Below are 25,663 nucleotides of genomic sequence, written 5' to 3' on the forward strand. Positions count from 1 at the left end.
CCGATACGCCGGCCTTTTCAAACGCAAAAAGTTACGCCATAGTAGCGCCCTTCAAGATAACAATTATCATTATCATTCATAATCGAGCACACATAATGAAAGCATGGCGCGCCTGTCTGGGATTGTTAGGGTTAGCAGTATTTATTTCTCAATCGGTCTCAGCAGCACCGATTGTTGTCACTGATGTCAGCGGTCGCCAGGTTACTCTGGCAAAAGAGGCCCAACGGATCATCCTCGGTGAGGGGCGCCAAATCTATTTATTGGCGGCTTTTGATACCGATGCTCCCTTCAAACGGGTAGCAGGCTGGCGGGATGACTTCCATAAAGCAGATTATGACGGTTATAAAGCTTATGAAGAAAAGTACCCGCAAATTAAGCAACTACCCACCTTTGGCGGGGCTAAAGACGGCACTTTTAATGTCGAACAGGCACTGACGCTGAAACCCGATCTGGTGCTCATGAATCTGGAATCCAAAGCAGCGACCGACGAAGGGCAACTGATCGATAAATTACAAAAGTTAGGTATCCCCGTCGTATTTATTGATTTTCGCGAAAGCCCAATTGAAAACGCAGAGAAAAGTATCCGCATTATGGGACAAATTCTGGGGAAGTCAGAACGAGCGGAACAGATCATCCGTTTCCGACAACAACAGATTGATATCGTGACCTCGCGATTAGTCCATTATCAAGGACATCGTCCCAGCGTGTTGATTGACCGCGCCGGCGGCTATTCGGAAGAGTGTTGTATGTCTTTCGGTAATGAGAACTTCGGGCTAATGGTCGAAATGAGCGGTGGCAAGAACATCGCAAGGGATGTGATCCCCGGCACATTCGGCACATTGAATCCGGAGCAGATTGTCGCCAGCAAGCCGGAAGTGGTGATTGTGACCGGAGCCAACTGGAAAAACTACAATACCGTTGGAAAATGGGTCGGTGTCGGTCCAGGGGCAGATACCGAAATTGCCAAGGGGCGTTTACAAGCGCTGATGATGCGATCCGCTTTCAAAACCCTACCGGTGGCGCATAACGGTAACGCTCACGCTATTTGGCATCAATTCTACGACAGCCCTTATCAGTTCATCGCTATTCAGGTCATGGCCAAATGGTTGCATCCTGAACTGTTTAAAGACCTGGACCCCGAAGCCACATTTCGCGAGTTTCACGAAAAGTTTCTGCCGCTCCCTTATCAGCCAGGCTATTGGGTCTCACTGCCTGCAAAATCATAAGCATTGCTTACCGGGGCGACCAGCGTCGCCCCACGCATAGAAACCATCAAACTATTGATATAATGACAAAATAGATGTAATTCAGTGCTGATTTTTCAAGCTTTATTGTCCCTGCACAGCCGCCAGTGCCTGAGCGCAAGCCCAGGCCGAGCTCCAGGCCCACTGGAAGTTATAGCCGCCCAACCACCCTGTCACGTCCACCACTTCGCCGATAAAGTACAGGCCCGGCACCTTGGCCGTCTCCATGGTTTTGGAGGACAACTCTTTGGTGTCGACGCCACCGAGCGTCACTTCCGCCGTGCGGTAGCCTTCGGTGCCGTTGGGTTGCACCCGCCAGTTCTGCAAGGTTTCGACCAGCGCCGCCTGCTGCGTCGGGTTCAGTTGCTTGAGTGTGGCTTCCGGCAGTTGTCCCAGCGTTTGCAGGCATTCCACCAAGCGCTTCGGCAGGTGCAGCGCCAGGGTATTTTTCAGGCTTTGATTAGGGTGTGCCTGCCGTTGCTCATTGAGGAAGCCCGCCAGATCAAGCGTAGGCAGTAAGTTAACACTCACAAACTCGCCAGGCTGCCAGTAACTGGAAAGCTGCAATACTGCCGGGCCGGACAGGCCGCGATGGGTAAACAGAATGCTTTCACGGAAGCTGACGCCGTTTTCTGCGGTGATCACCGCCGGCACCGAGACGCCAGACAGGGTCTGCAGATGCTCCAGCAGCGGTTTATGCAGCGTGAAAGGCACCAGCGCGGCGCGTGTCGGCAACACTTTCAGGCCAAACTGCTCCGCCAGCTTATAACCGAACGGGGTCGCGCCTAGGCCCGGCATCGACAGTCCACCGCTGGCCACCACAAGTGAGCGAGCGCTTACTTTCTCGCCATTCAGCGCCAGCTCGAAGCCTTCCGCAGTTTTCTCCACGCCGAGCACTTCGCTGCGCAGGCGAGTTGTGACCTGACCCAGTTCGCACTCTTTCACCAACAGTTCGACCACCTGCTGCGCCGAGTCGTCGCAGAACAGTTGCCCCAAGGTTTTTTCGTGGTAGGCGATACCGTAACGGTTGATCAGATCGATAAAATCCCACTGGGTGTAACGCGCCAGTGCCGATTTGCAAAAATGCGGATTATTCGACAGGTAGGCAGCCGGTTCGGTGTACATATTGGTAAAGTTACAGCGCCCGCCGCCGGACATCAGGATTTTGCGGCCCGGTTTTTTGCCGTTGTCGAGCAGCAGCACCCGGCAGCCGAGTTGCCCTGCCTGCGCCGCACAAAACATGCCCGCTGCGCCCGCACCTATTACCACGACATCAAACTGTTCCACCTGCGCCTCTCTGAATAAAAACCACAATCGCGACAAAAGGCCGCCATTTTACGCCGTATCGCTGCCGGTAACCGACAACTTTACGGCGGCAGATTGTAAAGCCATGCCGCCGCCAACGCCATAGTAAGAAAATATTACAACAGGCCAAAAAGCATAACGCGCTGATATTTCGTGTATTTGTCATACCAGCGCCACCATTTCGTCATATCGAAATCAAAAAAACGTCATATTTTCCTTTTCCCCAGCCCCGGTTGTCACTGATAATGCGCGGCGTTCATGTCCACAAACTGGCGTAACGCTTATGCTGCATTTGTTCGCTGGCCTGGATTTCCATACCGGCCTGATGTTAATTCTCGCATTGTTGTTCGTGTTGTTTTATGAAGCCATCAACGGCTTTCATGATACGGCCAATGCGGTTGCTACTGTAATCTATACCCGTGCCATGCGTTCGCAACTTGCGGTTGTGATGGCTGGCTTGTTCAACTTTCTTGGCGTTATGCTCGGCGGTTTGAGTGTTGCTTACGCCATTGTTCACCTGTTGCCAACCGATCTGTTGTTGAACGTCAGTTCAGCACACGGATTAGCCATGGTGTTCTCCATGCTGCTGGCAGCTATCATCTGGAACCTCGGCACCTGGTATTTCGGTCTGCCGGCCTCCAGTTCTCATACGCTGATTGGCGCAATTATTGGTGTGGGTTTAACCAACGCACTGATGACCCACACTTCGGTGGTGGATGCGCTTAACGTCCCGAAAATGATCGGTATTTTCCTGTCATTGCTCATCTCGCCGCTGGTCGGCATGATGGTCGCCGGGTTGATGGTGTTTGCCTTGCGCCGCTATTGGAGTGGCACCAAGAAACGCCAGCGTATGCACATGACCCCTGCGGAACGTGAAAAGGTCGACGGCAAACGCAAGCCGCCGTTCTGGACCCGTATCGCACTGATCCTGTCTGCTATCGGCGTTAGCTTCTCGCACGGCGCCAACGATGGCCAGAAAGGTATCGGCCTGATCATGCTGGTGCTGATCGGCGTTGCGCCGGCCGGCTTCGTGGTCAATATGAATGCAACCGGTTATGACATCACCCGTACGCGTGATGCCGTGACCCACCTGCAGCAGTATTACCAGCAGCACAGCGACGCCCTGGCGCACGTGGTCTCTCTGACGCCACTGGTGCCAAGCCCGGATGAGGACGTCTCACCGGATAAACCTATCGAGTTCCACTGTGACAGCGCTCGCGCCATGCCGGCGATTGAGCTGACTCAGGGCTTGCTGAACAATCTGCAAAGTTACGATCAACTGACGGTAGAACAGCGCAGTCACCTGCGCCGCCTGCTGATGTGCGTAACGGATACGGCAGACAAGATCGCCAAGCTGCCGGAAACCTCGTCCCAGGACCAACGTTTCCTGAAAAACCTGCGTCAGGATCTGCTGCAAACCGTTGAGTATGCACCGATCTGGATTATCGTCGCGGTTGCTCTGGCGTTGTCACTCGGTACCATGGTCGGCTGGCGTCGTGTAGCGACCACCATCGGCGAGAAAATCGGTAAGAAGGGCATGACCTACTCTCAGGGTGTGTCGGCTCAGATGACCGCCGCCTTGTCGATTGGCGTTGCCAGCTATACCGGCATGCCGGTTTCCACCACCCACGTACTCTCTTCGGCGGTCGCTGGGACGATGATCGTGGACGGCGGCGGCGTGCAAAGCAAAACCGTGAAGAATATCTTGTTGGCCTGGGTGTTAACCCTGCCAATCTCGATTCTGCTTTCCGGTTCGCTGTACTGGTTGGCGCTTAAGGTGATCTAAGCTGTTTGCCTGACGGAAAAGGCGGCCCTGGTGGCCGCCTTTTCTTTGTCTGTTGCAGGGAGAATGGGCCGGATTTAATACCAAATCATCAGCGCCACCAGGCTGATCACCACCAGTCCGCACAGGGCTGAGGTCAACATAAACTGCCCGCGCACCCGCTCACAGCGGCGGATAAACTCCGGATCATGATGCTCGACATAACGCTGCGAGAAGATATAGCGCACCAGCCGTATCTGTTTGCTCGGCTGGCCATGAGCGGTAAAGAAGCCACCACCATCGACATATTGATACAGCAGCGGGTCACAGCCGCGCAAAACCACCAACAGCGCGCGCAGAGAAGAGTAATACCGCACCATGTTTAACACACACACCACACACAGAGCCCAAAACAGCGCGACGGTACTGATCATGATTGCCTCCTCAAGGCGTTGTTATCCGCGGCGCTCCGCCGGGTCCAACTGCCCTACCTCTATACCCATTACTGCTGGAGCCTACCGCTCCGATCCCCTTTGCACCGCACAGGCCGCGCATAACCCACCGCCTCTGGAGACAGCCCATCGCCATGCCAATGCACATCGCGTAGGTTTGATTCAGAGGAGAAATGATAAGGCCTATAGTCATTATTGTAGGTTAATGAAACGCAAACTGGCCTGAGCCGTAGATAAAATTTACCGCAGCCCGCCAATTTGTCACCCGCCTCTTGGTTATAACTGATAACCGCCCTGCCGGACGCCGCCGGCCTTTTCCACAGCCCTATGGGGTATTTGGGGCTATACTCTGTTTAAGAATGCTTATATTTCAATCGGTCAACCCGTCAACAGCATTATGGGCGATAGGATTTTCTGCCCGGCGGGTGTAAAACTGACGGTAGAGAGATAAAGAGAGTTTCTTGATGCGGTGCAGTGTGATCGCCCCAACATATCATTGTGTTATCTGAATGATAAAATGCAGGTAAACCTGAAGCGCCAGGCTGGTACGCTGAATGCCTGCTAACCTTTTTAATCGGCATTATATGGAAGGAGTATTCTCATGGCTTACAAACACATTCTGATTGCGGTAGACCTGTCCCCGGAAAGTAAAATCCTGGTGGAGAAAGCCGTATCTATGGCGCGTCCGTACAACGCCAAAGTTTCCCTGATCCACGTAGATGTCAACTATTCCGACCTGTATACCGGCCTGATCGACGTTAATCTCGGCGATATGCAAAAACGCATTTCCGAAGAAACACATCACGCGTTAACCGAACTGTCGCAAAATGCCGGCTATCCGATCACCGAAACCCTGAGCGGCAGCGGCGATTTGGCACAGGTGCTGGTTGATGCCATCAAGAAATACGATATGGATCTGGTCCTGTGCGGCCACCACCAGGATTTCTGGAGCAAGCTGATGTCCTCCGCACGCCAGCTGATCAACACCGTGCACATCGACATGCTGATTGTGCCGCTGCGTGACGAAGAAGAAACGTCTGAAGATTAAGTAAGCACTCACTGACATCACATCTCAACGCCCGCTATTGCGGGCGTTGAGACTGCTGACAAACATATAATGTTTGGCGGCAGGCGCTAAAGATTTTGAAAATAAATCAGGAAAATCAATTTTTTGATTTTCGGCTGATAACACAAAGGAGGAAAAACCACGCTTTTATCCTCCTTTGTCAATAATCTGACGCCCGCTATTGCGGGCGTTTTTCGTTCCACCGATATCATTAATCGCTTGATAATCAACCGCCCTCCAGTGATATAGTCGTTAAAGACACAACATCCTCCCCCCAGCTTTATCCATACCTATTTTTATAAAAATAAGGGGGGAAATTAATAGTATTACCCTATGAATTTCGGGCTGCAGCCTGAAAGACAACGGGTATAAAGGAGTTATCCATGGAACATGCCGTATCGGTAGAATCTTTCTTGTCCTCGCTACAACAGCATAATCCCCATCAGCCGGAATATTTACAGGCGGTCAGAGAAGTCTTCACCTCTTTGTGGCCGTTTATCGAACGCAATCCGCGCTATCGCGAATATGCGTTATTGGAGCGCCTGGTCGAACCGGAGCGCACCATCCAGTTCCGTGTCAGCTGGGTGGACGATCGCGGCCAGGTGCAGGTCAACCGCGCCTGGCGCGTGCAGTTCAACTCCGCCATCGGGCCCTATAAGGGCGGCATGCGTTTTCACCCGTCGGTCAATTTATCGATTCTGAAATTCCTGGGCTTCGAGCAGACGTTTAAAAATGCGCTGACCACCCTGCCGATGGGCGGCGGTAAAGGCGGTTCGGACTTTGATCCGAAAGGCAAAAGCCAGGCGGAGATCATGCGTTTCTGTCAGGCGCTGATGACCGAACTGTATCGCCATCTGGGGCCGGATACCGACGTGCCCGCCGGGGATATCGGCGTCGGCGGTCGTGAAGTTGGCTTTATGAGCGGCATGATGAAGAAGCTGTCCAACAACACCGCCTGCGTGTTTACCGGCAAGGGGCTGTCATTCGGCGGCAGTCTGATCCGGCCAGAAGCCACCGGCTATGGGCTGGTCTATTTCACCGACGCCATGCTGCAACGTCACGGGCTGGGTTTTGAAGGCATGCGGGTTGCGGTTTCCGGATCTGGCAACGTGGCGCAGTACACCATTGAGAAGGCGCTGGAGCTGGATGCGCGCGTGATCACCGTATCAGACTCCGGCGGTACTCTGGTCGATGAGGCCGGTTTCACCACCGAGAAACTGGCCCATTTGGTGGAGATCAAGAATCAGCGCTATGGTCGGGTGGAAGATTATGCCCGCGAACGCGGCCTGACCTATCTGGCCGGCCAACAGCCGTGGAGCGTGCCAGTGGATATCGCCCTGCCGTGCGCCACCCAAAACGAGCTGGATCTGGCCGCCGCACAAACCTTGATCCGCAACGGAGTCAAAGCTGTGGCGGAGGGCGCGAATATGCCAACCACCATTCAGGCGACCGATGCGTTCCTGGACGCTGGAGTGCTGTTTGCCCCAGGCAAGGCCGCCAACGCCGGCGGGGTCGCGACCTCCGGGCTGGAGATGGCGCAGAATGCCGCGCGCATCAGCTGGCGCGCAGAGAAAGTGGATGTACGTTTACAACATATCATGGCGGATATTCATCACGCCTGCGTGGAATACGGTGGCGAGGGTAAGCAAACTCACTACGTACACGGCGCCAATATCGCTGGATTCGTCAAGGTTGCCGACGCCATGCTGGCGCAGGGCGTGCTGTAACCCGCCCATAAGGTGATCTTGTTCACACATCGGTTAAATGCTTCGATGCCGGCACTTGGGCCGGCATTTTTTCTGACCAAAAACCCGGTTGCCGTCGTTGATTTGTATTTGTTATGTAAATTACTATGAGTTTATTTGTTAAATAAATGATGGTTTTTCGTGGTAAAATTACCACCACTGAATTATTCAACATTTAATTAACATTAAAACCGTCATAATTTTACTTCAATGTGCACAGCTCACAATTCCCCAACTCTCGTTACGTCCCCTCTTCCATTCCTTTGTAATCTGCTTAGGTGGAAAAACAGCCACCCCTACAGATAAAAAAGGTACAGCGAATGAAATTTAACCTCGCATTATTAAATGCATGTGTGGTTTCTGCGTGCATGTTATCGACAACACCTGCCTTTGCCGCTGAAAAGTACGAGATTGCCGTGGTTGCCAAAGTGACCGGCATTCCCTGGTTCAACCGTATGGAAGTCGGCGTCAACGACGCGGCCAAAAAGCTCGACGTCAATGCCTACCAGACCGGGCCTTCTACCCCAGACCCGGCCGCACAGGTGAAAGTGATTGAAGACCTGATCGCCAAGAACGTTAACGCCATCATCGTGGTACCCAACGACGCCAAGGTGTTGGAGCCGGTGCTGAAAAAGGCCCGTGAGAAAGGCATCGTAGTGCTGACGCATGAATCCCCTGACCAGCAGATTGGCCAGTGGGACATTGAAACCATCGACAGCGAGAAATATGCGCAGGCCAACGTCGATGAACTGGCGAAGGACATGGGCGGCAAAGGCGGCTATGCCATTTATGTCGGCTCGCTGACCGTGCCTCTGCACAACGCCTGGGCGGATTCCGCCATCAAGTACCAGAAAGCCAAATACCCGGACATGTTCGAAGTGACTTCGCGCCTGCCGGTGGCGGAAAGCATCGATAAATCCTACGCCACCACGCTGGATCTGATGAAAACCTATCCGCAGATGAAAGGCATTATCGGTTTCGGCTCCCTCGGCCCGATCGGTGCCGGCCAGGCGGTCGCCAAGAAACGCGCCAAGGACAAGATCGCCGTCGTCGGCATCGCCATGCCGGCACAGGCCGCACCTTACCTGGTGCGGGGCGACATCAAGAAAGCCCTGTTGTGGGATCCGAAAGACGCCGGTTATGCACTGGTGACGGTGGCCGATCAGCTCTTGCAGGGCAAAGAAGTGACCAAAGATTTGGCGATCGAAGGTTTGGGTAAAGCCGACGTCGATATGGATAAAAAAGTGATTCGGTTTAATAAAATTCTTGAAGTCACCAAAGATAATGCCAAATCGCTAGGATTCTAACCTTAAGTAATATTGCTCCACACCGGGAAAGTCATGAAACAACGAAGGGCGCAATATATTGCGCCCCGAGTTTTAGTCACTACCATAATAAAACCTGCACAGGTTAACGCTATGACCACATCCACCGCATTTATCACTCTGGAAAATATCAGTAAACAATTTCCAGGCGTGCTGGCACTGGACCAGATCAACCTGACGCTCAATATTGGCGAAGTGCATTGCCTGGCCGGACAAAATGGCTGCGGCAAAAGCACCATAATTAAAATCATTTCCGGTGTTTATCAGCCGGAAAAAGGCGCCAATATTTCGCTGGAAGGTAAACTCTTTCATTCTCTGACGCCGCAACTGTCCGGTTATTACGGCATTCAGGTGATTTATCAGGATTTGTCGTTATTCCCCAATCTGACCGTAGCGGAAAATATCGCCATTCACCGCTACCTGCCCGGCGGCCATTTCTGGGTGCGCAAGCAGGTGATGCGCCAAACGGCGCTGGACGCCATGGCGCGGGTTGGCGTACATATCGATCCCGACAAGAAAGTCGAAAAGCTGTCGATTGCCGATCGCCAACTGGTGGCGATATGCCGCGCCATTGCCGCCGAAGCGCGGCTGGTGATCATGGATGAGCCGACCGCCTCGCTGACGCGGCAAGAGGTCGACGGCCTGCTGCGGGTGGTCAACGAACTGAAAGCGGCAGGCATCTGCGTGGTATTTGTCAGCCACCGGCTGGATGAAGTGATGGAAGTCGCCGACCGCATCAGCGTAATGCGCGACGGCAAGCTGGTCGGCACCTATCCGGCCAGCCAGTTGGACAGCCATGAACTGGCGTTCCTGATGACCGGCCAACGCTTCCACTACAGCCAACTGCCGTCGCTGGCGTCCATCGACAGCGCTCCGCTGCTCGAAGTCCGCAACCTCAGCCGACGCGGCAAATACCAGGACATCAACCTTTCCCTGCACGGCGGCGAGATCGTTTCGATCGTCGGGCTGCTCGGCGCAGGCCGTACTGAACTGTGCCTCAGCCTGTTCGGCATGACCCGCCCCGACAGCGGCGAAATTCGGATCGACGGCCAACCGGTGCGGCTGCACAACAACCGTGAAGCGGTGCGCCAGGGGATCGGCTATGTGTCGGAGGATCGTCTGACGCAAGGGCTGATCATGGAGCAGTCGATCTACGACAACACCATCGTCACGGTGTTTGATCAACTGCATACCCCACTCGGGCTGCTGGACCATGCCAAAGCGACCGAGCTGGTCAACCGACTGATCCGCGATCTGAACATCAAGGTGTCCGACAGCGCGTTGCCGGTAAAAACCCTGTCCGGCGGTAACGCCCAACGTATCGCTATCGCCAAGTGGGTCGCGACGCAGCCGAAGATCCTGATCCTCGACTCGCCGACCGTCGGGGTAGATATCGCCAACAAAGAGGGGATCTACCAGATCGCCAAAGATCTGGCCGCGCTCGGCATGGCAGTGCTGATGATCTGCGACGAGATCCCGGAAGCCTATTACAACAGCCATCGGGTGATGGTGATGCGCAAGGGCGAGCTGATCGCCGAGTTTTCGCCGCACCACAGTACCGAACAACAGATCGCCGAGGTGGTGAATGGATAAGTCATTATTGGCCCGCCTGGCCGGCCGACATGAGTTTTACCTGGGCCTGCTGGTGTTGCTGCTGGCTGTCGGTCTGAGCGTCAGCACCAGCGAGTTTCTGACGCTGGGCAACCTGACCGACGTCGCCACCAGCTACGCCATTCTCGGCATTCTTGCCTGCGGCCTGTTCGTGGTGCTGATTGCCGGCGGCATCGACATTTCGTTCCCGGCAATCACCTCGATTGCGCAGTACGTGATGGCCAGTTGGGTCATTCAGCACGGCGGCGGTTTCCCATTGGCATTCGCACTGGCGATGGGCGTCGGGCTGCTGCTCGGCCTGGTGAACGGCTTTCTGGTCTACTGGCTGAAGGTGCCGGCGATCATTATTACCATCGCCACGCTGAACCTGTTCTACGGCTTACTGGTGTACGCCACCAACGGCACCTGGCTGTACGGTTTCCCCGACTGGTTTATGGACGGCATCAGCTGGTTCTCGTTCCAGGGTACCGACGGTTATGACTATGGCCTGACGCTGCCGCTGTTGTGCCTGCTGGCGGTGATTATCGTCACCGGCGTGCTGATGAATTTCACCCGCCTCGGCCGTCAGATCTTCGCCATGGGCGGCAACCGCGATGCGGCGTCGCGTCTGGGCCTGAACCTGCTGCGGCTGCACTTTTACGTTTACGGTTACATGGGCATTCTGGCGGGTATCGCCGCGGTGGTGCAGGCGCAGATAACCCAGTCGGTAGCACCCAATTCATTGCTCGGTTTTGAGTTGACGGTGCTGGCGGCGGTGGTACTGGGCGGCACCAGCATGACCGGCGGACGCGGTTCGCTGACCGGCACGCTGCTCGGCGTGGTGCTGCTGGCCTTCCTGCAGAACGGTCTGACGCTGCTCAGCGTGTCGGCCTATTGGCACCAGGTGTTCAGCGGCGCGATCATTTTGATCAGCATCAGCAGCACCGCCTGGAATGAAAAACGCAAGCTGGCCAAGGAGCTATGACATGACCCAGTTAACCCGTTTGATCCCCAACGATCGGATCATCCGCCTGCAAAGCGTGATTATCATCGTTGTCGCGCTGCTGTTCGCCGGGCTGCTCGGATCGCGCTTCTTCAGCCTCGGCAATTTCCAGTCGATCGCCTCGCAGTTGCCGATCCTCGGCATGCTGGCGCTCGGTATGGGCATTACCATGCTGACCGGCGGCATCAATCTGTCGATTATCGCCGGTGCCAATGCCTGCTCGCTGGTGATGGCGGCGATTATCGTCAGCCACCCGGACCAACCGCTGTTTCTGGCGCTGGCGCTGCTGGCCGGGCTGCTGGTCGCCGTCGCCATTGGCGCGCTTAACGGCGTGCTGGTCGCCTGGGTCGGCGTTTCGCCCATCCTGGCTTCGCTCGGCACCATGACGCTGATCACCGGCCTGAATATTCTGCTGTCCAACGGCGCGGTGATCTCCGGCTTCCCGGCGGCCATTCAGTATCTCGGCAACGGCAGCCTGCTCGGCATTCCCGTGGCGCTGCTGCTGTTCCTGCTGGTTTCCGTTGGCCTGTGGCTGTTGCTGGAGCACACCACGCTCGGGCGCAGCCTGTATCTGATTGGCTCCAACGAGCAAGCCACCCGTTTTAGCGGGGTGAACACCGCCCGGGTGCAGATCGCGGTGTATATCCTGTCTGCCCTGCTCGGCTGGGGCGCGGCACTGCTGATGATGGCCAAATTCAACTCGGCCAAGGCCGGTTACGGCGAATCCTATCTGCTGGTGACCATTCTGGCCTCGGTGCTGGGCGGCATTAATCCGGACGGCGGTTTTGGCCGGGTGCTGGGCCTGGTGCTGGCACTGATTGTGCTGCAAATGCTGGAAAGCGGCCTCAACCTGCTGGGCGTCAGCAGCTATCTGACCATGGCCCTGTGGGGTGCGGTGCTGATCCTGTTTATCGCATTACAGAATCGAAAAGCCTGACTGGAGAAATATAATGGCGAGCTATTTTATTGGCGTAGATGTAGGCACCGGAAGTGCGCGCGCAGGGGTATTCGATCTCAACGGCCACATGGTCGGACAGGCCAGCCGAACTATCGACCTGTACCGCCCAAAGACGGATTTCGTTGAGCAGTCCTCGGACAACATCTGGCAGGCGGTATGCAACGCGGTGCGCGATGCGGTCAATCAGGCCGACATCAACCCGATTCAGGTCAAAGGGCTGGGTTTCGACGCTACCTGCTCCCTGGTGGTGCTGGACAAAGAGGGCCAACCGCTGACCGTCAGCCCGTCCGGCCGCACCGAGCAAAACATCATCGTGTGGATGGATCACCGGGCCATCACCCAGGCCGAACGCATCAACGCCACCAAACACCGGGTGCTGGATTTCGTTGGCGGCATCATTTCGCCGGAGATGCAGACCCCCAAAATGCTGTGGCTGAAACAGCATATGCCCACCACCTGGGCCAACGCCGGTTACCTGTTTGATCTGCCGGACTTCCTCACCTGGCGCGCCACCCAGGACGCCACCCGTTCGCTGTGTTCAACGGTGTGCAAATGGACCTATCTCGGCCATGAGCAGCGCTGGGACAAAAGCTATTTCAAACAGATTGGGTTGGAAGACGTGCTGGAGCACGATGCCGCCAAGATCGGCAGCGACGTCAAAATGATGGGCGAACCACTCGGTCACGGCCTCACCCAGCGAGCCGCCAGTGAAATGGGGCTGATTGCCGGCACGGCGGTCAGCGTTTCGATCATCGATGCCCACGCCGGGACCCTCGGCACGCTGGGCGCGACCGGGGTTTCCGGTGAAGTGGCAGACTTTAACCGCCGCGTCGCGTTGATCGGCGGCACCTCCACCGGCCATATGGCAATGTCCCGCACCGCGCGCTTTATCGGCGGCGTATGGGGGCCGTATTACTCGGCGATCCTGCCGGAATACTGGCTGAACGAGGGCGGCCAGTCCGCGACCGGCGCGCTGATTGACCACGTGATCCAGTCGCATCCTTGTTATCAGGAGCTGCTGGCGCAGGCAAAAACTCAGGGGCAGACGATTTATGAAATGCTGAATGCCCTGCTGCGCCGCATGGCCGGGGAGCCGGAGGACATTGCCTTCCTGACCCAGGACATTCATATGTTGCCGTATTTCCACGGCAACCGTTCGCCACGCGCCAACCCGACGCTAACCGGCACCCTGACCGGGCTGAAGCTGTCACGCACCCCGGAAGACATGGCGTTGCATTATCTGGCGACCATCCAGGCAATCGCGCTCGGAACCCGCCATATTATCGAAACCATGAACCAAAGCGGTTACCGCATCGACACCATCATGGCCAGCGGCGGCGGCACCAAAAACCCGATTTTCGTGCAGGAACATGCCAATGCCACCGGCTGCGCCATGCTGTTGCCGGAAGAGAGCGAGGCGATGCTGTTGGGCGGTGCGATGATGGGTACCGTGGCGGCCGGGGTATTCGACACCCTGCCGGAAGCCATGAGCGCCATGAGCCGCATCGGTAAAACCGTGACGCCACAGACCAACAAAATCAAACGCTATTACGACCGTAAATACCGCGTGTTCCATGAGCTGTATAACGATCACATGAAATACCGCCAACTGATGCAGGAGGAAGCCTGATGCAGCAGGAATGGCAGCGGGCCACTGAAGCCTGGGCAATCTACAGCCGGGAGCTGGCCCAGTTGGGCCAACGCATCGACGCGCAAAGCTGGCAACGACTGCTGACGCTGCTGGCGGAGTGCCGGGGCAAAATTGTGGTCACCGGCGTCGGGACTTCCGGCATCGCGGCACGCAAAATTGCCCATATGCTGGCCTGCGTAGAACGACCGGCTATCTACCTGAACGCCACCGATGCGGCGCACGGCGATCTGGGCTTTCTGCGCGGCGATGACCTGATGATCCTGATTTCACGCGGCGGCAATTCCGACGAACTAACCCGCCTGCTGCCGACATTGCAGGCCAAGGGCGTGCCGCTGATCGGCGTGACGGAAAATCCGGATTCGGCGATCGCCAAAGCGGCGAAATTGGTGATGCGCACCGGCGTGGAAAATGAGATAGATCCGCTGAATATGCTGGCAACCACCTCTATCGTGCTGGTATTGGCAATCTTCGACGCGGCCTGTGCCTGCCTGATGGAGCGTAGCGGTTACGACAAAGAAACGCTGCTGGCGGTACATCCGGGTGGGGATGTCGGCAAGCGCTTGCTGCAGGGGAACTAGTTCGAGGAAGGGCCCGGCATAGGCATGCCGAGCCCGTTATCACTCTCAGGCCTTGTTAATCGCCTCGAGAATCACTAACTGATCGCTCAAACGCTTTTTCACCACCGGATCGCTGGCGGCGGTCAACTGCGCTTTCAACGCGGCCTGTTGCCGTTGGCGCGCCTGCGGCTCGCCGATCAGCAGCGGTTTCACGTTGAACGACGCGACATTACCGTAACGCCCATCTTCGCTGACCGGTACGCTGATTTTGCCGTCGTTCAGCAGTTTTTCGACGATTTTACGCTCAGGTTCATAGCCTTCCAACCCGACCAACTGCCAGCGCTGCACCGCCTGCCCCTGATACTGGCCTTTTTTCACTTCGGTCAGATAACGGATGGTCAGATTGCGGATGGTTCCGGCCTCTTCGCCATATTCCGCCTTGCTGTCCGACAGCACCGGGAACTGCATGCCTTCCAGCGCGCCGCCTTTTTGCGTCAGATGCCCCATGCGGTAGCTGTTCATGCCCAGACGGATCGGCGTGCTGTCGGTCACCGGTGTGCCGTCGGCCATGTACAGATCGCGAATGCGCTGCCCGGCCGGTTGGCGCAGGTCGATTTTATAGGTCACGCCATCGAAGAAATCATTGGTGGAGTATTTGGACGCACGACGCTGCGGGTTGAAGCTGTAGGTCACGTCGCCATCATGCAGCTGATTGAAGTAGCCCGCCGACCATTCCATGTACTTTTTCAACTCTTTGCCGCTGAGCTGGTAAACGGTGATCTCACCGCCGGCATATTGATAATTGAAGGCGATATCTTTGGCAGTGATGGTGCCGACGTTCAATTTCGGTCGGTCGTTATCAATCTGCAACGCAATCACCTGCGCCTGTGGCGCATAGTAACGACTGGCTTCCTGATACAGTTTGCTGATGCCGGTATCCTGCACGTGCACCTGCGGAATGCCCTTCACCGCATCCGGCGGCACCAGATCCTGGCCGCTGAGCTGCGCAATCGGTCGGTTGGCATTAGCGCGCAAAATCTTGTGGTAGGGCTGATAAATCTCTTCCAACGCCTTATCCGACGCTATGCCTTTGATCGGATAGGTGTAGCTGTCTTTGTTGATCAGCACGTACTTGCCGTTGTGCTGCTCAAACTGCAAATCGATGCGTGACAGCGCGCGACCATACTTGTCCGGTTCGGTGACAATCACGCCGTTAATCACTTCTTTATCGACTTTCACATGCATATGCCCGGCGACGATCGCCGCCAGTTCCGGGTTAGCGCGGGCAATGTCGCCCACGCCGGTGCCCGGGCGCTGGTTCTCGTTGTCGATCCCCATGTGGGCCACCAGCACAATGGCGTCCACTTCACCCTGAATCTGCTGGATCACCTGCTTCACCGCCTGCACCGGATCGGTAAAGTTCAGCCCTTTCACCCGGTCGGTGCCTTTGGCGAACTCCGCGGTCATCGGCGTATCCATGCCGATAATGCCGATTTTCACCCCCTGACGTTCGATGATTTTATACGCCGGCAAGTAGGGCTTGCCGCTCTCCCACAAAATATTGCCGGCCAATGCCGTGCCCTTGAACTGGTTCAGTGAGGTGGAAAGCGGTTTGAGGCCGAAGTCGAATTCGTGATTGCCCATCACCCAGACGTCATAGTCCAGCGCGTTAAAGCCGAGGATCATCGGGCTGGTTTTGTCGTTTTTAAACGTCTCGACAAAGTTGCCCTGAATGGTGTCACCAGCATCGACCAGGATCACGTTCGGCTGCTTGGCGCGTACCTGTTGCACCTGAGTGGCGATTTGGCTCAGGCTGCCGGCCAGATTTTCAGTGTCGGTCGAGTAATCCCAGGGCACAAAGGTGCCGTGCAGATCAGAGGTGCCAAGGATGGTGATATTGACAGGTTCAGAAGCGATTGCAGAGGTACCCAGGCAAAGCAAAGCAGCAAGGAGTGTCTTCTTCATTTTTCATCTAATTATATACCCGTCGTCTTTCAAGCCGCAGCGTTGTTACCTGCACTCGCTCACCCCAGTTACTTACTAAAGTAAGCGCCTGGGGATGAGCGAGCTGGCCGCCTAGCTGCAACTTGAAAGCCATAGGGTATAGGAAGGGGAACGAACAGGAATCATGCGATCAGGAACACAAGCTTGCCAGTATCTTTGCAAGGTAAAAAATAAAATTGGGAGGTGGATCAATGAATACCTCCCTATTTCGCCCTCTATGCCCTAAATAATTGGCGTTGTATCAAGGCGGCAAGTTTGTAAGTCCCCAGGAGCTTACTCAAGTAAGTGACTGGGGCGCACAACAAATCTGTCGGGAACAGATTTGAACAACGTTTGCGTTGGCCCCGTTAAGGGGCGAGGCCCATGGACGGGCCGAGTAATGCAGCCAACACAGATACAGCGTCAAGTATGAAGGGGATAGGGCATATATATATCGAAACGATGACTCTTGGTGGTCGACGCCGCATGCGCCTGTACGTTAGCCAGCGGCGGGGCGTAATCCGGTCGCTTGACCACCACGCGCTTGGTCGCCAGGCGGCGTGCCGGTTCCAGCAGACCATCGGCGTCGTCGTCGCTGCCCACCAGCGACTGGAATACCCGCATCTCTTTCTTCACCAGCGCGCTTTTCTGCTTGTGGGGATACATGGGATCCAGGTACACCACCTCCGGCCGTGGGTTGATATCACCCAATGCCGTCAGGCTGGAGGCGTGCAGCAGCGTCATGCGCTCACGCAGCCACGGGCCGATTTCCCCATCCTGATAGCCGCGCCGCAGGCCATCGTCCAGCAAGGCAGCCACCACCGGGTTGCGCTCCAGCATCCGAACCCGGCACCCCAGCGACGCCAGCACAAAGGCATCGCGCCCCAAACCGGCCGTAGCATCCACCACGTCAGGTCGATAGCTGCCCTTGATGCCGACCGCCTTCGCCACCGCCTCGCCGCGCCCGCCGCCGAAGCGGCGCCGGTGCGCCATAGTGCCGGAGATGAAATCGACGTAGATCGCCCCCAGTTTGGGTTCGTCGCGCTTGCGCAGCTCGAGCCGTTCCGGCGTCAACACCAACGCCATCGTCGCGTCGTCATCCGAAACTAATTGCCAGCGTTCCGCCAGAATAGACAAGGCGCCGGGATCGGCGCCTTCTTCACACAATAAACACACGCTCACCGGTGGGGTTATCCTTTAATGCCGTAATGGCGCAGCATAGCATCCAGCTGCGGCTCTCGGCCACGGAAGCGTTTGAACAGTTCCATCGGCTCTTCCGAACCGCCGCGCGACAGGATGTTGTCGAGGAAGGATTTGCCGGTTTCGGCGTTGAAAATCCCCTCTTCCTCAAAGCGCGAATAGGCATCGGCCGACAGCACTTCCGCCCACAGGTAGCTGTAGTAACCCGCCGCGTAACCGCCGGCAAAGATATGGCTGAAAGCATGCGGGAAACGACCCCAGCTTGGTGAAGGCACTACCGCCACCATTTTTTTCACTTCTGCCAGCGTTGGCAGGATCTGCGCCCCTTTCTCTGGGCTGTATTCGGCGTGCATGCGGAAATCGAACAGGCCAAATTCCAACTGACGCAGGATAAACAGCGCCGCCTGGTAGTTTTTAGCCGCCAGCAGCTTGTCCAGCATCTCTTTCGGCAGCGGCTCGCCGCTTTGATAATGGCCGGAGATAAACGCCAGCGCTTCCGGCTCCCAGCACCAGTTTTCCATAAACTGGCTCGGCAATTCGACCGCGTCCCATGGCACACCGCTAATGCCGGAAACACCGGCGGTGTCGATCTGAGTCAGCATATGGTGCAGACCGTGACCGAACTCGTGGAACAGCGTGGTCACTTCGTTATGGGTGAACAGCGCCGGTTTGTCGCCCAGCGGACGGTTGAAGTTACAGGTCAGGTAGGCGACCGGTTTTTGCAGTTCGCCGTTGGCCTTGCGCAGGCTGCCGACGCAGTCGTCCATCCAGGCCCCGCCGCGCTTGTTTTCGCGCGCATACAGGTCGAGATAGAAGCTGCCGCGCAGCTCGCCGTTAGCATCGAACAGATCGAAGAAGCGTACTTCCGGATGCCAGGTATCCACATCCTTGCGCTCTTTGGCGGTGATGCCGTAAATGCGTTTGACCACTTCGAACAGCCCTTCCACCACCCGCTGTTCCGGGAAGTAAGGGCGCAGTTGCTCGTCGCTGATCGAGAACAGGTGTTGTTTCTGCTTTTCGCCGTAATAGGTGATATCCCAGGCTTCCAGCTCATCCACACCGTAATGCTGTTTGGCGAAGGCACGCAGCTGAGCCAGTTCCTGCTCGGCCTGCGGACGGGCGCGTTTGGCCAAATCGCTCAGGAAGCCGAGCACCTGCTCTGGGTTTTCCGCCATTTTGGTCGCCAGCGACTTGTCGGCGTAGCTGCCAAAGCCCAGCAGTTGGGCCAGTTCGTGGCGCAGCGCCAGCGTTTCCGCCATCACTTCGCTGTTGTCCCATTTGCCGGCGTTCGGCCCCTGATCGGAGGCGCGAGTGGCAAAAGCACGATACATTTCTTCACGCAGCGCGCGGTTGTCGCCGTAAGTCAGCACCGGCAGATAGCTTGGCATATCCAGCGTCAGCAACCAGCCTTCCTGCTCTTTGGCCTGCGCCATCGCCTGGGCCTGAGCCAGCGCGCTTTCCGGCAGGCCGCTAAGTTCGGTTTGATCGGTGATCAACTTGCTCCAGCCCATGGTGGCGTCGAGCACGTTGTTGCTGTAAGTGGAACCCAGTTCGGACAGGCGCGCGACAATCTCGCCGTAGCGATGCTGTTTTTCCGGCGACAGGCCGATGCCCGACAGCTCGAAATCACGCAGCGCGTTTTCTACCGACTTGCGCTGCGGCGCGGTCAGTTGATTGAAGGCTTCGCCTTCTTTCAGGCTGCGGTACGCCTGGTACAGCCCTTCGTGCTGCCCTACCCAGGTGCCGTACTCAGACAGCAACGGCAGCGCCTGCTCATAGGCGGCACGCAGTTCCGGGCTGTTTTTCACCGAGTTCAGATGCCCCACCGGCGACCAGATGCGCGACAGACGATCGTCGGACTCCGCCAGCGGCTGACACAGGTTATCCCAGGTGAATGGCCCCGGCTGCGCGACAACGCGCTCTACCGCAGCGCGGCAGTCGTCCAGGGCGGATTGCACCGCAGGCACGATATCTTCTGGGCGAATGGCGGAAAACGGCGGCAGGGAAAACGGGGTCAGCAACGGATTTGTCATAGGGCAGTCCTGATTAGCGTTGGGGCCCGCCACAGTGGGCAGGCCTTAAAATGCGTATGAATACTTAACATGGAGCCAAGCGGCAGGAAAATCAATGGTCCGGCGTTGATAGATAGTGCCTTAAACCGCACTCTGGCGGATCTGCGTCGCCAGCACGGCCAGATGTTCGTCGTCGGCACGCGGCGCATCGTGGGAAGACAGATAGCCTTCATAACGGTCGAAAAACTTCGTCGAGGTCGACTCGATCGGCTGCCATTGCTCCAGCGCAGCAGTGCCGTGCATCGGGATCAGCTTGGCATGCACATGGTCGACGCCAAAACCTTCGAACACCATGCCGCAACGGCCCACGTCGTCAAACGCCCGGTCGAGCAACTGCGCCACCCGCTTGGTCGCCAACATCAGTTCGCCGAGCACCTCATCCGGCAACGCAAAAGCGTAGCTCTCATAGTGCGCCTTGGGGATCACCACGCTGAACCCCTCGGTATTCGGATAGATGGAAAGGAACGCCATATGGTTATCGTCCTCCCAAATTTTATGGCACGGCACCCTGCCCGCCACCATTTCGCAAAAGATGCAGCTCATCGTCCCCTCCAGAATGCAGCGGCGAGCAACGGCCCGCCGTAAAAAACCTTTCAGCAACATAGCGGATATTTTGCCTTTTGACTGCTACTGCCCTGCATTTCCCGCCCAAATAGCCGGATGCCGTTGATGCCAGGGCGCAGCCCGCTCCAGTTGCCCCGCCAGTTGCAGCAACTGATCCTCACGGCCAAAACCGGCCACGAATTGCATGCCGATCGGCAGATTGTGTTGCGCGTCATGCGCCAGCGGTACCGACATCGCCGGCACGCCTGCCACGTTAAACACCGGCGTGAACGGTGAATGGTCGAATAAATGCGCGGTCCACTCCAGACCATTCATGTCGGCCGTCCCGGTGCCGTAACGGCCGATCCGCCAGGGCAAATCGGGCAGGGTCGGGGTCAACAACAGATCGTACTGCTGGAAATAGGCCCCCACGGCACGGGTCACCCGGTTACGCACCTCAAGCGCCGCAACCATATCCACCGCCCTGGCAGCCAACCCGTAGCGGTAACAGGCCAGTGTTTCCGGCTCCAGCATGTCGGTTGAAATCGCTCGCCCGGTGGTTTGGCTCAGCCCTTCGACCCAACCGACCAGATTGGCACACCAAATTTGCGCATTGGCGAATACCAGTTCCTGCCAACTGACGCCAATGGCCATTTCCGCCTCGGTCACCTGATGGCCCAGTTCGCTCAGCAGCACAGCGGTGTCGTGAGTGGCCCGGACTATTTGCGGATCGGTTTTTCCCCCATTCCACGCCTGGGTCATCATGCCGATACGCAATCGGCCAGGCTCGCGGGTGACCTGCGACAGCCAGCTCTCTGCCTGCGGTGCCGTGTAATAAGGTTCACCGGGATGTGGGTGCTGTAACGCATCCAGTAGAGCGGCGCTGTCGCGTACCGTGCGACTCAGCCCCAATTGAACGCCAAAACCGTTGAACACTTCATCCATCCTCGGGCCATGTGATACCCGACCGCGCGTCGGTTTGAGGCCAAACAGCCCATTCGACGAAGCCGGTACGCGAATAGAACCGGCGGCATCAGTGGCATGAGCCATAGGCACGATCCCGGCAGCGACCGCCGCACCGGCTCCTCCGCTGGAACCACCGGCGCTGAAATCAGGGTTCCAGGGATTGCGCGTGGGGCCGTAAAGCACCGCTTCGGTTGTGGTGCTGAACGCCATCTCCGGCGTGGTGGTTCGGCCAAAGGTCACCAGCCCTGCACGCTGGATATTACTCATCAGATAGCTGTCTTCAGCGGCGATATGGCCTTGTGCCAACCGGCTGCCCAGTTCAAGACGCTTACCGGCCATGCTGATGGCGATATCCTTGATCAAGAAGGGCACGCCGGACAGCGGACCGTTCCCCTGCGTCTGTGGTTGCGACCAATGTTCCACCACCGCGTTGATCGTCGGGTTTACCGCCGCCACCGCAGCACTCGCCGCTTGCTGCAGCTCTTGCGCACTGACTTCACCACCCTGTACCAGTTCGGCCAACCCCAGCGCATCGTAGCTAACGTACTCGCTCAATTTCATCGTCTCTTCCTTCATCCGTTATGGTTTCGCCGGCTTTTCCGACGTCCATTTCACGGTAGGAGGATTGGCGCTATAGTTGAAATTGATAGATTTAATACGAGGAATAGTTATCAACAATTTAAAGCGGGTCGATCTCAACTTGCTGGTCACGCTGGAAGCGCTGCTCAGCGAGCGCAACGTGACACGCGCGGCAGCGCGCCTCAATCTGAGCCAGCCTTCGGTCAGCATTCAACTCGCCAAACTGCGCGAGATTTATCATGATCCCCTGCTGCTGCCCGGCCCGCGAGGAATGTTGCCCACGGCGCGCGCACTCGGTCTGCTGACGCCGCTGCGCCAGACGCTGGCCGATCTCGGCCGTCTGGTGGCGCCGGAACACCCCTTTGATCCGCTGTTGGCCGAAATGACCTGGCAACTGGCCGCCGCCGACGCCGCCGAATACGCCATCCTGCTGCCGATGCTGCCCAAACTGCGGTTGGCGGCACCAAAATCCCGTCTGGCGATCCGCGAAGCGTCACCGAAACACATGAGCCGCGAACTGGCGGACGGCGTGATCGACCTCGGTTTTCTGGCACGGGAAGAAGCGCCCGCCGAGCTGCGCCACCGGCAGCTGTTTCGCGAGGAGTACCTGCTGGTAGGCCGTCGTGATCACCCATTGTTGCAGGCTCCGCCTTCGCTGGAGCAGTTTTGTCAGTTGGAGTTTGTGATGGTCTCGCAAGACGGCGGCGGTTTTCGCACCCTGATTGACACGCTGTTGGAAGCACAAGGATTAGCGCGGCGCGTTGTGATGTCGCTGCCGCACTTCCTGTTCATCCCCGCGCTGCTGGCGAGATCCGATATGGTCGCGATGCTGCCTTCGCGCATGCTGGGCGAGCTGCTGGGCAGTCTGCGCACCTGGCCGGCACCGCTGGAAATACCCGGCTATGACATGGTGATGGTATGGCATGAGCGATCGCACCTTGATCCGGCCCATAGCTGGTTGCGCGAGCAGGTAGTTGACGCTCTGGAGTAGCTCGCGGTAACGCATTTCACTTTTTCCCGTCCAGACAGTTTATACTGTGCAGAATATAAGCCTTTAATCTGTTCAGCAGGCTCCGTCGGGAGCACAAGGAATTACCACAAGCCATGTTAAGTTACCGCCACAGTTTCCACGCCGGCAACCACGCCGACGTGCTCAAGCACACCGTTCAAAGCCTGATCATCGAATCGCTGAAAGAAAAAGAGAAGCCGTTCCTGTACCTGGATACCCACTCCGGCGCAGGGCGCTATCAGCTGAGCGGTGAGCACGCCGAACGCACCGGGGAATACCTGGAAGGCATCGGTCTGCTGTGGCAACGTGATGACCTGCCGGAAGAGCTGGCGGCCTACATGAGCGTCGTGCACAACTTTAACCGTACCGAAAGGTTGCGTTACTACCCTGGCTCGCCACTGATTGCCCGCCAACTGCTGCGCCCGCAGGATAAAATCCACCTGACCGAACTGCACCCAAGCGACTTCCCGTTGCTGCGCAGTGAGTTCCAGAAGGACGAGCGCGCCAAGGTGCAACGCGCCGACGGCTACCAGCAGTTGAAATCCCAGTTGCCACCGCAGTCACGCCGTGGGCTGATCCTGATGGACCCGCCGTACGAAATGAAAACCGATTACCAGGACGTGGTAAAAGGCCTGCAGGAAGGCTACAAACGCTTTGCTACCGGCACCTATGCGTTGTGGTACCCGGTGGTGATGCGCCAGCAAATCAAGCGCATGCTGAAAGATCTGGAAGCCACCGGCATCCGCAATATTCTGCAGATCGAACTGGCGGTAAGACCCGACAGCGACCAACGCGGCATGACCGCCTCCGGCATGATCGTGATTAACCCGCCGTGGAAGCTGGAACAACAGATGAAAAACGTGTTGCCGTGGCTGCACAAAACCTTGGTGCCGTCCGGCAATGGTCACCATTTGGTTAACTGGGTGGTGCCGGAATAAGCTTCCGGGGCGCGGCCTGCCGCGCCTTTACCCCACCTATCACAGCCATCGACGCAATCTTTGCGACAAACCTGCATCAGGCGTTAAACTCTTACGCTCTTCGATTCACACAATTCATGGAAATCCCAGATGACCAAACATTACGATTATCTAGCAATTGGCGGCGGCAGCGGCGGCATCGCATCGATCAACCGGGCAGCCATGTACGGCCAGAAATGCGCACTGATTGAAGCCAAGGAACTGGGCGGCACCTGCGTCAACGTGGGTTGTGTACCGAAAAAAGTTATGTGGCATGCGGCGCAAATCGCCGAGGCCATCCACCTGTACGGCCCGGATTACGGTTTCGATACCACCGTCAACGCGTTTGACTGGAAGAAGCTGGTCGCTAACCGCACAGCTTATATCGACCGCATCCATAATTCCTACGACAACGTGCTGGGCAAAAACAAGGTCGACGTGATCAAAGGCTTCGCGCGCTTTATCGACGCCCACACGGTGGAAGTGAACGGTGAAAAGATCACCGCCGACCATATCCTGATCGCCACCGGCGGCCGCCCAAGCCACCCTGACATTCCGGGTGCAGAATACGGCATCGACTCCGACGGCTTCTTCGATCTGGACGCCATGCCGAAACGCGTTGCGGTTGTGGGCGCAGGTTACATCGCCGTGGAAATCGCCGGCGTATTGAACGCGCTGGGTGCCGAAACGCACCTGTTCGTGCGTAAACACGCGCCGCTGCGCACTTTCGATCCGATGGTGGTCGAAACCCTGGTCGAAGTGATGAACACCGAAGGGCCAAGCCTGCACACCGAATCCGTGCCAAAAGCCATCGTCAAGAACGCCGACGGCAGCCTGACGCTGCAACTGGAAAACGGCAAGGAATTCACCGTCGACAGCCTGGTGTGGGCGATTGGCCGCGAGCCGGCGACCGATAACCTGAACCTGGCCGTAACCGGGGTGAAAACCAACGAAAAAGGCTATATCGACGTCGATAAATACCAAAATACCAACGTACAGGGGATTTACGCCGTGGGTGACAATACCGGCGCTGTCGAACTGACGCCGGTCGCCGTGGCCGCCGGTCGCCGCCTGTCCGAACGCCTGTTCAACAACAAGCCGGAAGAGCACCTGGATTACAGCAACATCGCCACCGTGGTGTTCAGCCACCCGCCGATCGGTACCATTGGCCTGACCGAGCCGGAAGCGATTGAGAAATTCGGCGCGGACAACGTGAAAGTGTACAAATCTTCCTTCACCGCCATGTACAGCGCCGTGACGCAGCACCGTCAACCGTGCCGCATGAAGCTGGTCTGCGTGGGCAAAGAAGAGAAGATTGTCGGCCTGCACGGCATCGGTTTCGGCATGGACGAGATCCTGCAGGGCTTCGCCGTCGCGATTAAGATGGGCGCCACCAAGAAAGACTTCGACAACACCGTCGCGATCCACCCGACCGCCGCGGAAGAGTTTGTCACCATGCGCTAAGCATTGGCATCAGCTAAAACGAAGTTGTCTTTGGACCCGAGATACTCGGGCCTAGCGCACCGAGGGGCGCTCCGGCGGACAAGCCGCTACGACCCCTTCGGCACGCTCTCCCTAATAACGGGCTTTGTCAGCAGTCTGAGGCCAGGATACCCCTGGCCTTTTCTTTTCGTACTCTTTACCCTTTCCTTCGACACACCCCTCCATTTTCTGCCATTATTTTGCCTGATAAATAG

Annotated in this window: 20 protein-coding genes; 13 read left to right on the plus strand and 7 right to left on the minus strand. The window is 57.0% G+C overall.

What is annotated here, in order from left to right:
- The first annotated feature begins 95 nt into the window (after positions 1 to 95).
- Positions 96 to 1,226, plus strand: a complete 1,131-nt coding sequence (locus ACGS9J_RS19710; RefSeq protein WP_442232528.1) for an ABC transporter substrate-binding protein — start codon at positions 96 to 98, stop codon at positions 1,224 to 1,226.
- 102 nt (positions 1,227 to 1,328) lie between these two features.
- Here the strand turns inward: ACGS9J_RS19710 and ACGS9J_RS19715 are convergent, their stop codons facing one another.
- On the minus strand, positions 1,329 to 2,531 hold the full coding sequence (locus ACGS9J_RS19715; protein ID WP_442232471.1) for an NAD(P)/FAD-dependent oxidoreductase: 1,203 nt from the start codon (positions 2,529 to 2,531) through the stop codon (positions 1,329 to 1,331).
- 301 nt (positions 2,532 to 2,832) lie between these two features.
- On the opposite strand from ACGS9J_RS19715, the gene pitA reads away from it, so the two are divergent.
- On the plus strand, positions 2,833 to 4,335 hold the full coding sequence (gene pitA, locus ACGS9J_RS19720) for an inorganic phosphate transporter PitA (RefSeq protein WP_442232472.1): 1,503 nt from the start codon (positions 2,833 to 2,835) through the stop codon (positions 4,333 to 4,335).
- A 74-nt stretch (positions 4,336 to 4,409) separates the two neighbouring features.
- On the opposite strand, the gene uspB is transcribed toward pitA, so the two are convergent.
- Complete coding sequence (gene uspB, locus ACGS9J_RS19725) at positions 4,410 to 4,745, minus strand: universal stress protein UspB (protein WP_020837437.1); 336 nt, start codon at positions 4,743 to 4,745, stop codon at positions 4,410 to 4,412.
- A 619-nt stretch (positions 4,746 to 5,364) separates the two neighbouring features.
- On the opposite strand from uspB, the gene uspA reads away from it, so the two are divergent.
- The 8 genes from uspA (at position 5,365) to ACGS9J_RS19765 (ending at position 14,679) form a co-directional block, all read left to right on the plus strand.
- On the plus strand, positions 5,365 to 5,811 hold the full coding sequence (gene uspA / locus ACGS9J_RS19730) for a universal stress protein UspA (protein WP_442232473.1): 447 nt from the start codon (positions 5,365 to 5,367) through the stop codon (positions 5,809 to 5,811).
- 401 nt (positions 5,812 to 6,212) lie between these two features.
- A complete protein-coding gene (gene gdhA, locus ACGS9J_RS19735; RefSeq protein ID WP_442232474.1) occupies positions 6,213 to 7,556 on the plus strand; it encodes an NADP-specific glutamate dehydrogenase in 1,344 nt (447 codons plus the stop codon).
- A 338-nt stretch (positions 7,557 to 7,894) separates the two neighbouring features.
- Positions 7,895 to 8,881, plus strand: coding sequence for an autoinducer 2 ABC transporter substrate-binding protein (locus ACGS9J_RS19740; protein WP_442232475.1), 987 nt, complete (start codon positions 7,895 to 7,897; stop codon positions 8,879 to 8,881).
- A gap of 111 nt (positions 8,882 to 8,992) precedes the next feature.
- Positions 8,993 to 10,492: a sugar ABC transporter ATP-binding protein gene (locus ACGS9J_RS19745; RefSeq protein ID WP_442232476.1), complete on the plus strand. Its 1,500-nt coding sequence runs from the start codon at positions 8,993 to 8,995 to the stop codon at positions 10,490 to 10,492.
- Positions 10,485 to 11,474, plus strand: a complete 990-nt coding sequence (locus ACGS9J_RS19750) for an ABC transporter permease (RefSeq protein ID WP_442232477.1) — start codon at positions 10,485 to 10,487, stop codon at positions 11,472 to 11,474. Before ACGS9J_RS19745 ends, ACGS9J_RS19750 begins: the two co-directional genes overlap by 8 nt.
- Before the next feature lies 1 nt (position 11,475).
- Positions 11,476 to 12,429 (plus strand): ABC transporter permease, encoded by a 954-nt coding sequence (locus ACGS9J_RS19755; RefSeq protein ID WP_442232478.1) that lies wholly within the window; start codon positions 11,476 to 11,478, stop codon positions 12,427 to 12,429.
- A 13-nt stretch (positions 12,430 to 12,442) separates the two neighbouring features.
- Positions 12,443 to 14,080, plus strand: coding sequence for an FGGY-family carbohydrate kinase (locus ACGS9J_RS19760; protein ID WP_442232479.1), 1,638 nt, complete (start codon positions 12,443 to 12,445; stop codon positions 14,078 to 14,080).
- A complete protein-coding gene (locus ACGS9J_RS19765) occupies positions 14,080 to 14,679 on the plus strand; it encodes a KpsF/GutQ family sugar-phosphate isomerase (RefSeq protein WP_442232480.1) in 600 nt (199 codons plus the stop codon). The genes ACGS9J_RS19760 and ACGS9J_RS19765 overlap by 1 nt, the downstream gene beginning before the upstream one ends.
- Positions 14,680 to 14,724: 45 nt before the next feature.
- Here the strand turns inward: ACGS9J_RS19765 and ACGS9J_RS19770 are convergent, their stop codons facing one another.
- From ACGS9J_RS19770 to ACGS9J_RS19790, 5 genes are all read right to left on the minus strand, one after another.
- Positions 14,725 to 16,623, minus strand: coding sequence for a bifunctional metallophosphatase/5'-nucleotidase (locus ACGS9J_RS19770; protein WP_442232481.1), 1,899 nt, complete (start codon positions 16,621 to 16,623; stop codon positions 14,725 to 14,727).
- Between the two features lie 441 nt (positions 16,624 to 17,064).
- The gene (gene rsmJ, locus ACGS9J_RS19775) at positions 17,065 to 17,823 is read right to left on the minus strand and encodes a 16S rRNA (guanine(1516)-N(2))-methyltransferase RsmJ (RefSeq protein WP_442232482.1); all 759 of its coding nucleotides are present in this window, start codon (positions 17,821 to 17,823) and stop codon (positions 17,065 to 17,067) included.
- A gap of 8 nt (positions 17,824 to 17,831) precedes the next feature.
- Entirely contained in the window at positions 17,832 to 19,874 is a 2,043-nt protein-coding gene (prlC, locus tag ACGS9J_RS19780) for an oligopeptidase A (protein ID WP_442232483.1), read from the minus strand.
- A 120-nt stretch (positions 19,875 to 19,994) separates the two neighbouring features.
- On the minus strand, positions 19,995 to 20,456 hold the full coding sequence (locus ACGS9J_RS19785; protein ID WP_442232484.1) for an HIT family protein: 462 nt from the start codon (positions 20,454 to 20,456) through the stop codon (positions 19,995 to 19,997).
- Between the two features lie 84 nt (positions 20,457 to 20,540).
- The gene (locus ACGS9J_RS19790; protein ID WP_442232485.1) at positions 20,541 to 21,983 is read right to left on the minus strand and encodes an amidase; all 1,443 of its coding nucleotides are present in this window, start codon (positions 21,981 to 21,983) and stop codon (positions 20,541 to 20,543) included.
- A gap of 109 nt (positions 21,984 to 22,092) precedes the next feature.
- On the opposite strand from ACGS9J_RS19790, the gene ACGS9J_RS19795 reads away from it, so the two are divergent.
- The 3 genes from ACGS9J_RS19795 (at position 22,093) to gorA (ending at position 25,430) form a co-directional block, all read left to right on the plus strand.
- A complete protein-coding gene (locus ACGS9J_RS19795) occupies positions 22,093 to 22,992 on the plus strand; it encodes a LysR family transcriptional regulator (RefSeq protein WP_442232529.1) in 900 nt (299 codons plus the stop codon).
- Between the two features lie 113 nt (positions 22,993 to 23,105).
- A complete protein-coding gene (locus tag ACGS9J_RS19800) occupies positions 23,106 to 23,948 on the plus strand; it encodes a 23S rRNA (adenine(2030)-N(6))-methyltransferase RlmJ (RefSeq protein WP_442232486.1) in 843 nt (280 codons plus the stop codon).
- Between the two features lie 129 nt (positions 23,949 to 24,077).
- Positions 24,078 to 25,430 (plus strand): glutathione-disulfide reductase, encoded by a 1,353-nt coding sequence (gene gorA, locus ACGS9J_RS19805; RefSeq protein ID WP_442232487.1) that lies wholly within the window; start codon positions 24,078 to 24,080, stop codon positions 25,428 to 25,430.
- Positions 25,431 to 25,663: the final 233 nt, after the last annotated feature.

Origin of the sequence: Serratia quinivorans (assembly GCF_052113645.1) — a bacterium.
GTDB lineage: Bacteria > Pseudomonadota > Gammaproteobacteria > Enterobacterales > Enterobacteriaceae > Serratia > Serratia quinivorans_B.

Excerpts from the sequence above, each read along its gene's own strand:
- ACGS9J_RS19765 (WP_442232480.1), top strand. The coding sequence starts at position 14,080 with ATGCAGCAGGAATGGCAGCGGGCCACTGAAGCCTGGGCAATCTACAGC.
- ACGS9J_RS19750 (WP_442232477.1), top strand. The coding sequence starts at position 10,485 with ATGGATAAGTCATTATTGGCCCGCCTGGCCGGCCGACATGAGTTTTAC.
- pitA (WP_442232472.1), top strand. The coding sequence starts at position 2,833 with ATGCTGCATTTGTTCGCTGGCCTGGATTTCCATACCGGCCTGATGTTA.
- uspB (WP_020837437.1), bottom strand. The coding sequence starts at position 4,745 with ATGATCAGTACCGTCGCGCTGTTTTGGGCTCTGTGTGTGGTGTGTGTG.
- gdhA (WP_442232474.1), top strand. The coding sequence starts at position 6,213 with ATGGAACATGCCGTATCGGTAGAATCTTTCTTGTCCTCGCTACAACAG.
- gorA (WP_442232487.1), top strand. The coding sequence starts at position 24,078 with ATGACCAAACATTACGATTATCTAGCAATTGGCGGCGGCAGCGGCGGC.
- ACGS9J_RS19710 (WP_442232528.1), top strand. The coding sequence starts at position 96 with ATGAAAGCATGGCGCGCCTGTCTGGGATTGTTAGGGTTAGCAGTATTT.
- ACGS9J_RS19745 (WP_442232476.1), top strand. The coding sequence starts at position 8,993 with ATGACCACATCCACCGCATTTATCACTCTGGAAAATATCAGTAAACAA.
- prlC (WP_442232483.1), bottom strand. The coding sequence starts at position 19,874 with ATGACAAATCCGTTGCTGACCCCGTTTTCCCTGCCGCCGTTTTCCGCC.
- ACGS9J_RS19785 (WP_442232484.1), bottom strand. The coding sequence starts at position 20,456 with ATGAGCTGCATCTTTTGCGAAATGGTGGCGGGCAGGGTGCCGTGCCAT.
- ACGS9J_RS19770 (WP_442232481.1), bottom strand. The coding sequence starts at position 16,623 with ATGAAGAAGACACTCCTTGCTGCTTTGCTTTGCCTGGGTACCTCTGCA.
- ACGS9J_RS19790 (WP_442232485.1), bottom strand. The coding sequence starts at position 21,983 with ATGAAATTGAGCGAGTACGTTAGCTACGATGCGCTGGGGTTGGCCGAA.
- ACGS9J_RS19755 (WP_442232478.1), top strand. The coding sequence starts at position 11,476 with ATGACCCAGTTAACCCGTTTGATCCCCAACGATCGGATCATCCGCCTG.
- ACGS9J_RS19740 (WP_442232475.1), top strand. The coding sequence starts at position 7,895 with ATGAAATTTAACCTCGCATTATTAAATGCATGTGTGGTTTCTGCGTGC.
- ACGS9J_RS19800 (WP_442232486.1), top strand. The coding sequence starts at position 23,106 with ATGTTAAGTTACCGCCACAGTTTCCACGCCGGCAACCACGCCGACGTG.
- ACGS9J_RS19760 (WP_442232479.1), top strand. The coding sequence starts at position 12,443 with ATGGCGAGCTATTTTATTGGCGTAGATGTAGGCACCGGAAGTGCGCGC.
- uspA (WP_442232473.1), top strand. The coding sequence starts at position 5,365 with ATGGCTTACAAACACATTCTGATTGCGGTAGACCTGTCCCCGGAAAGT.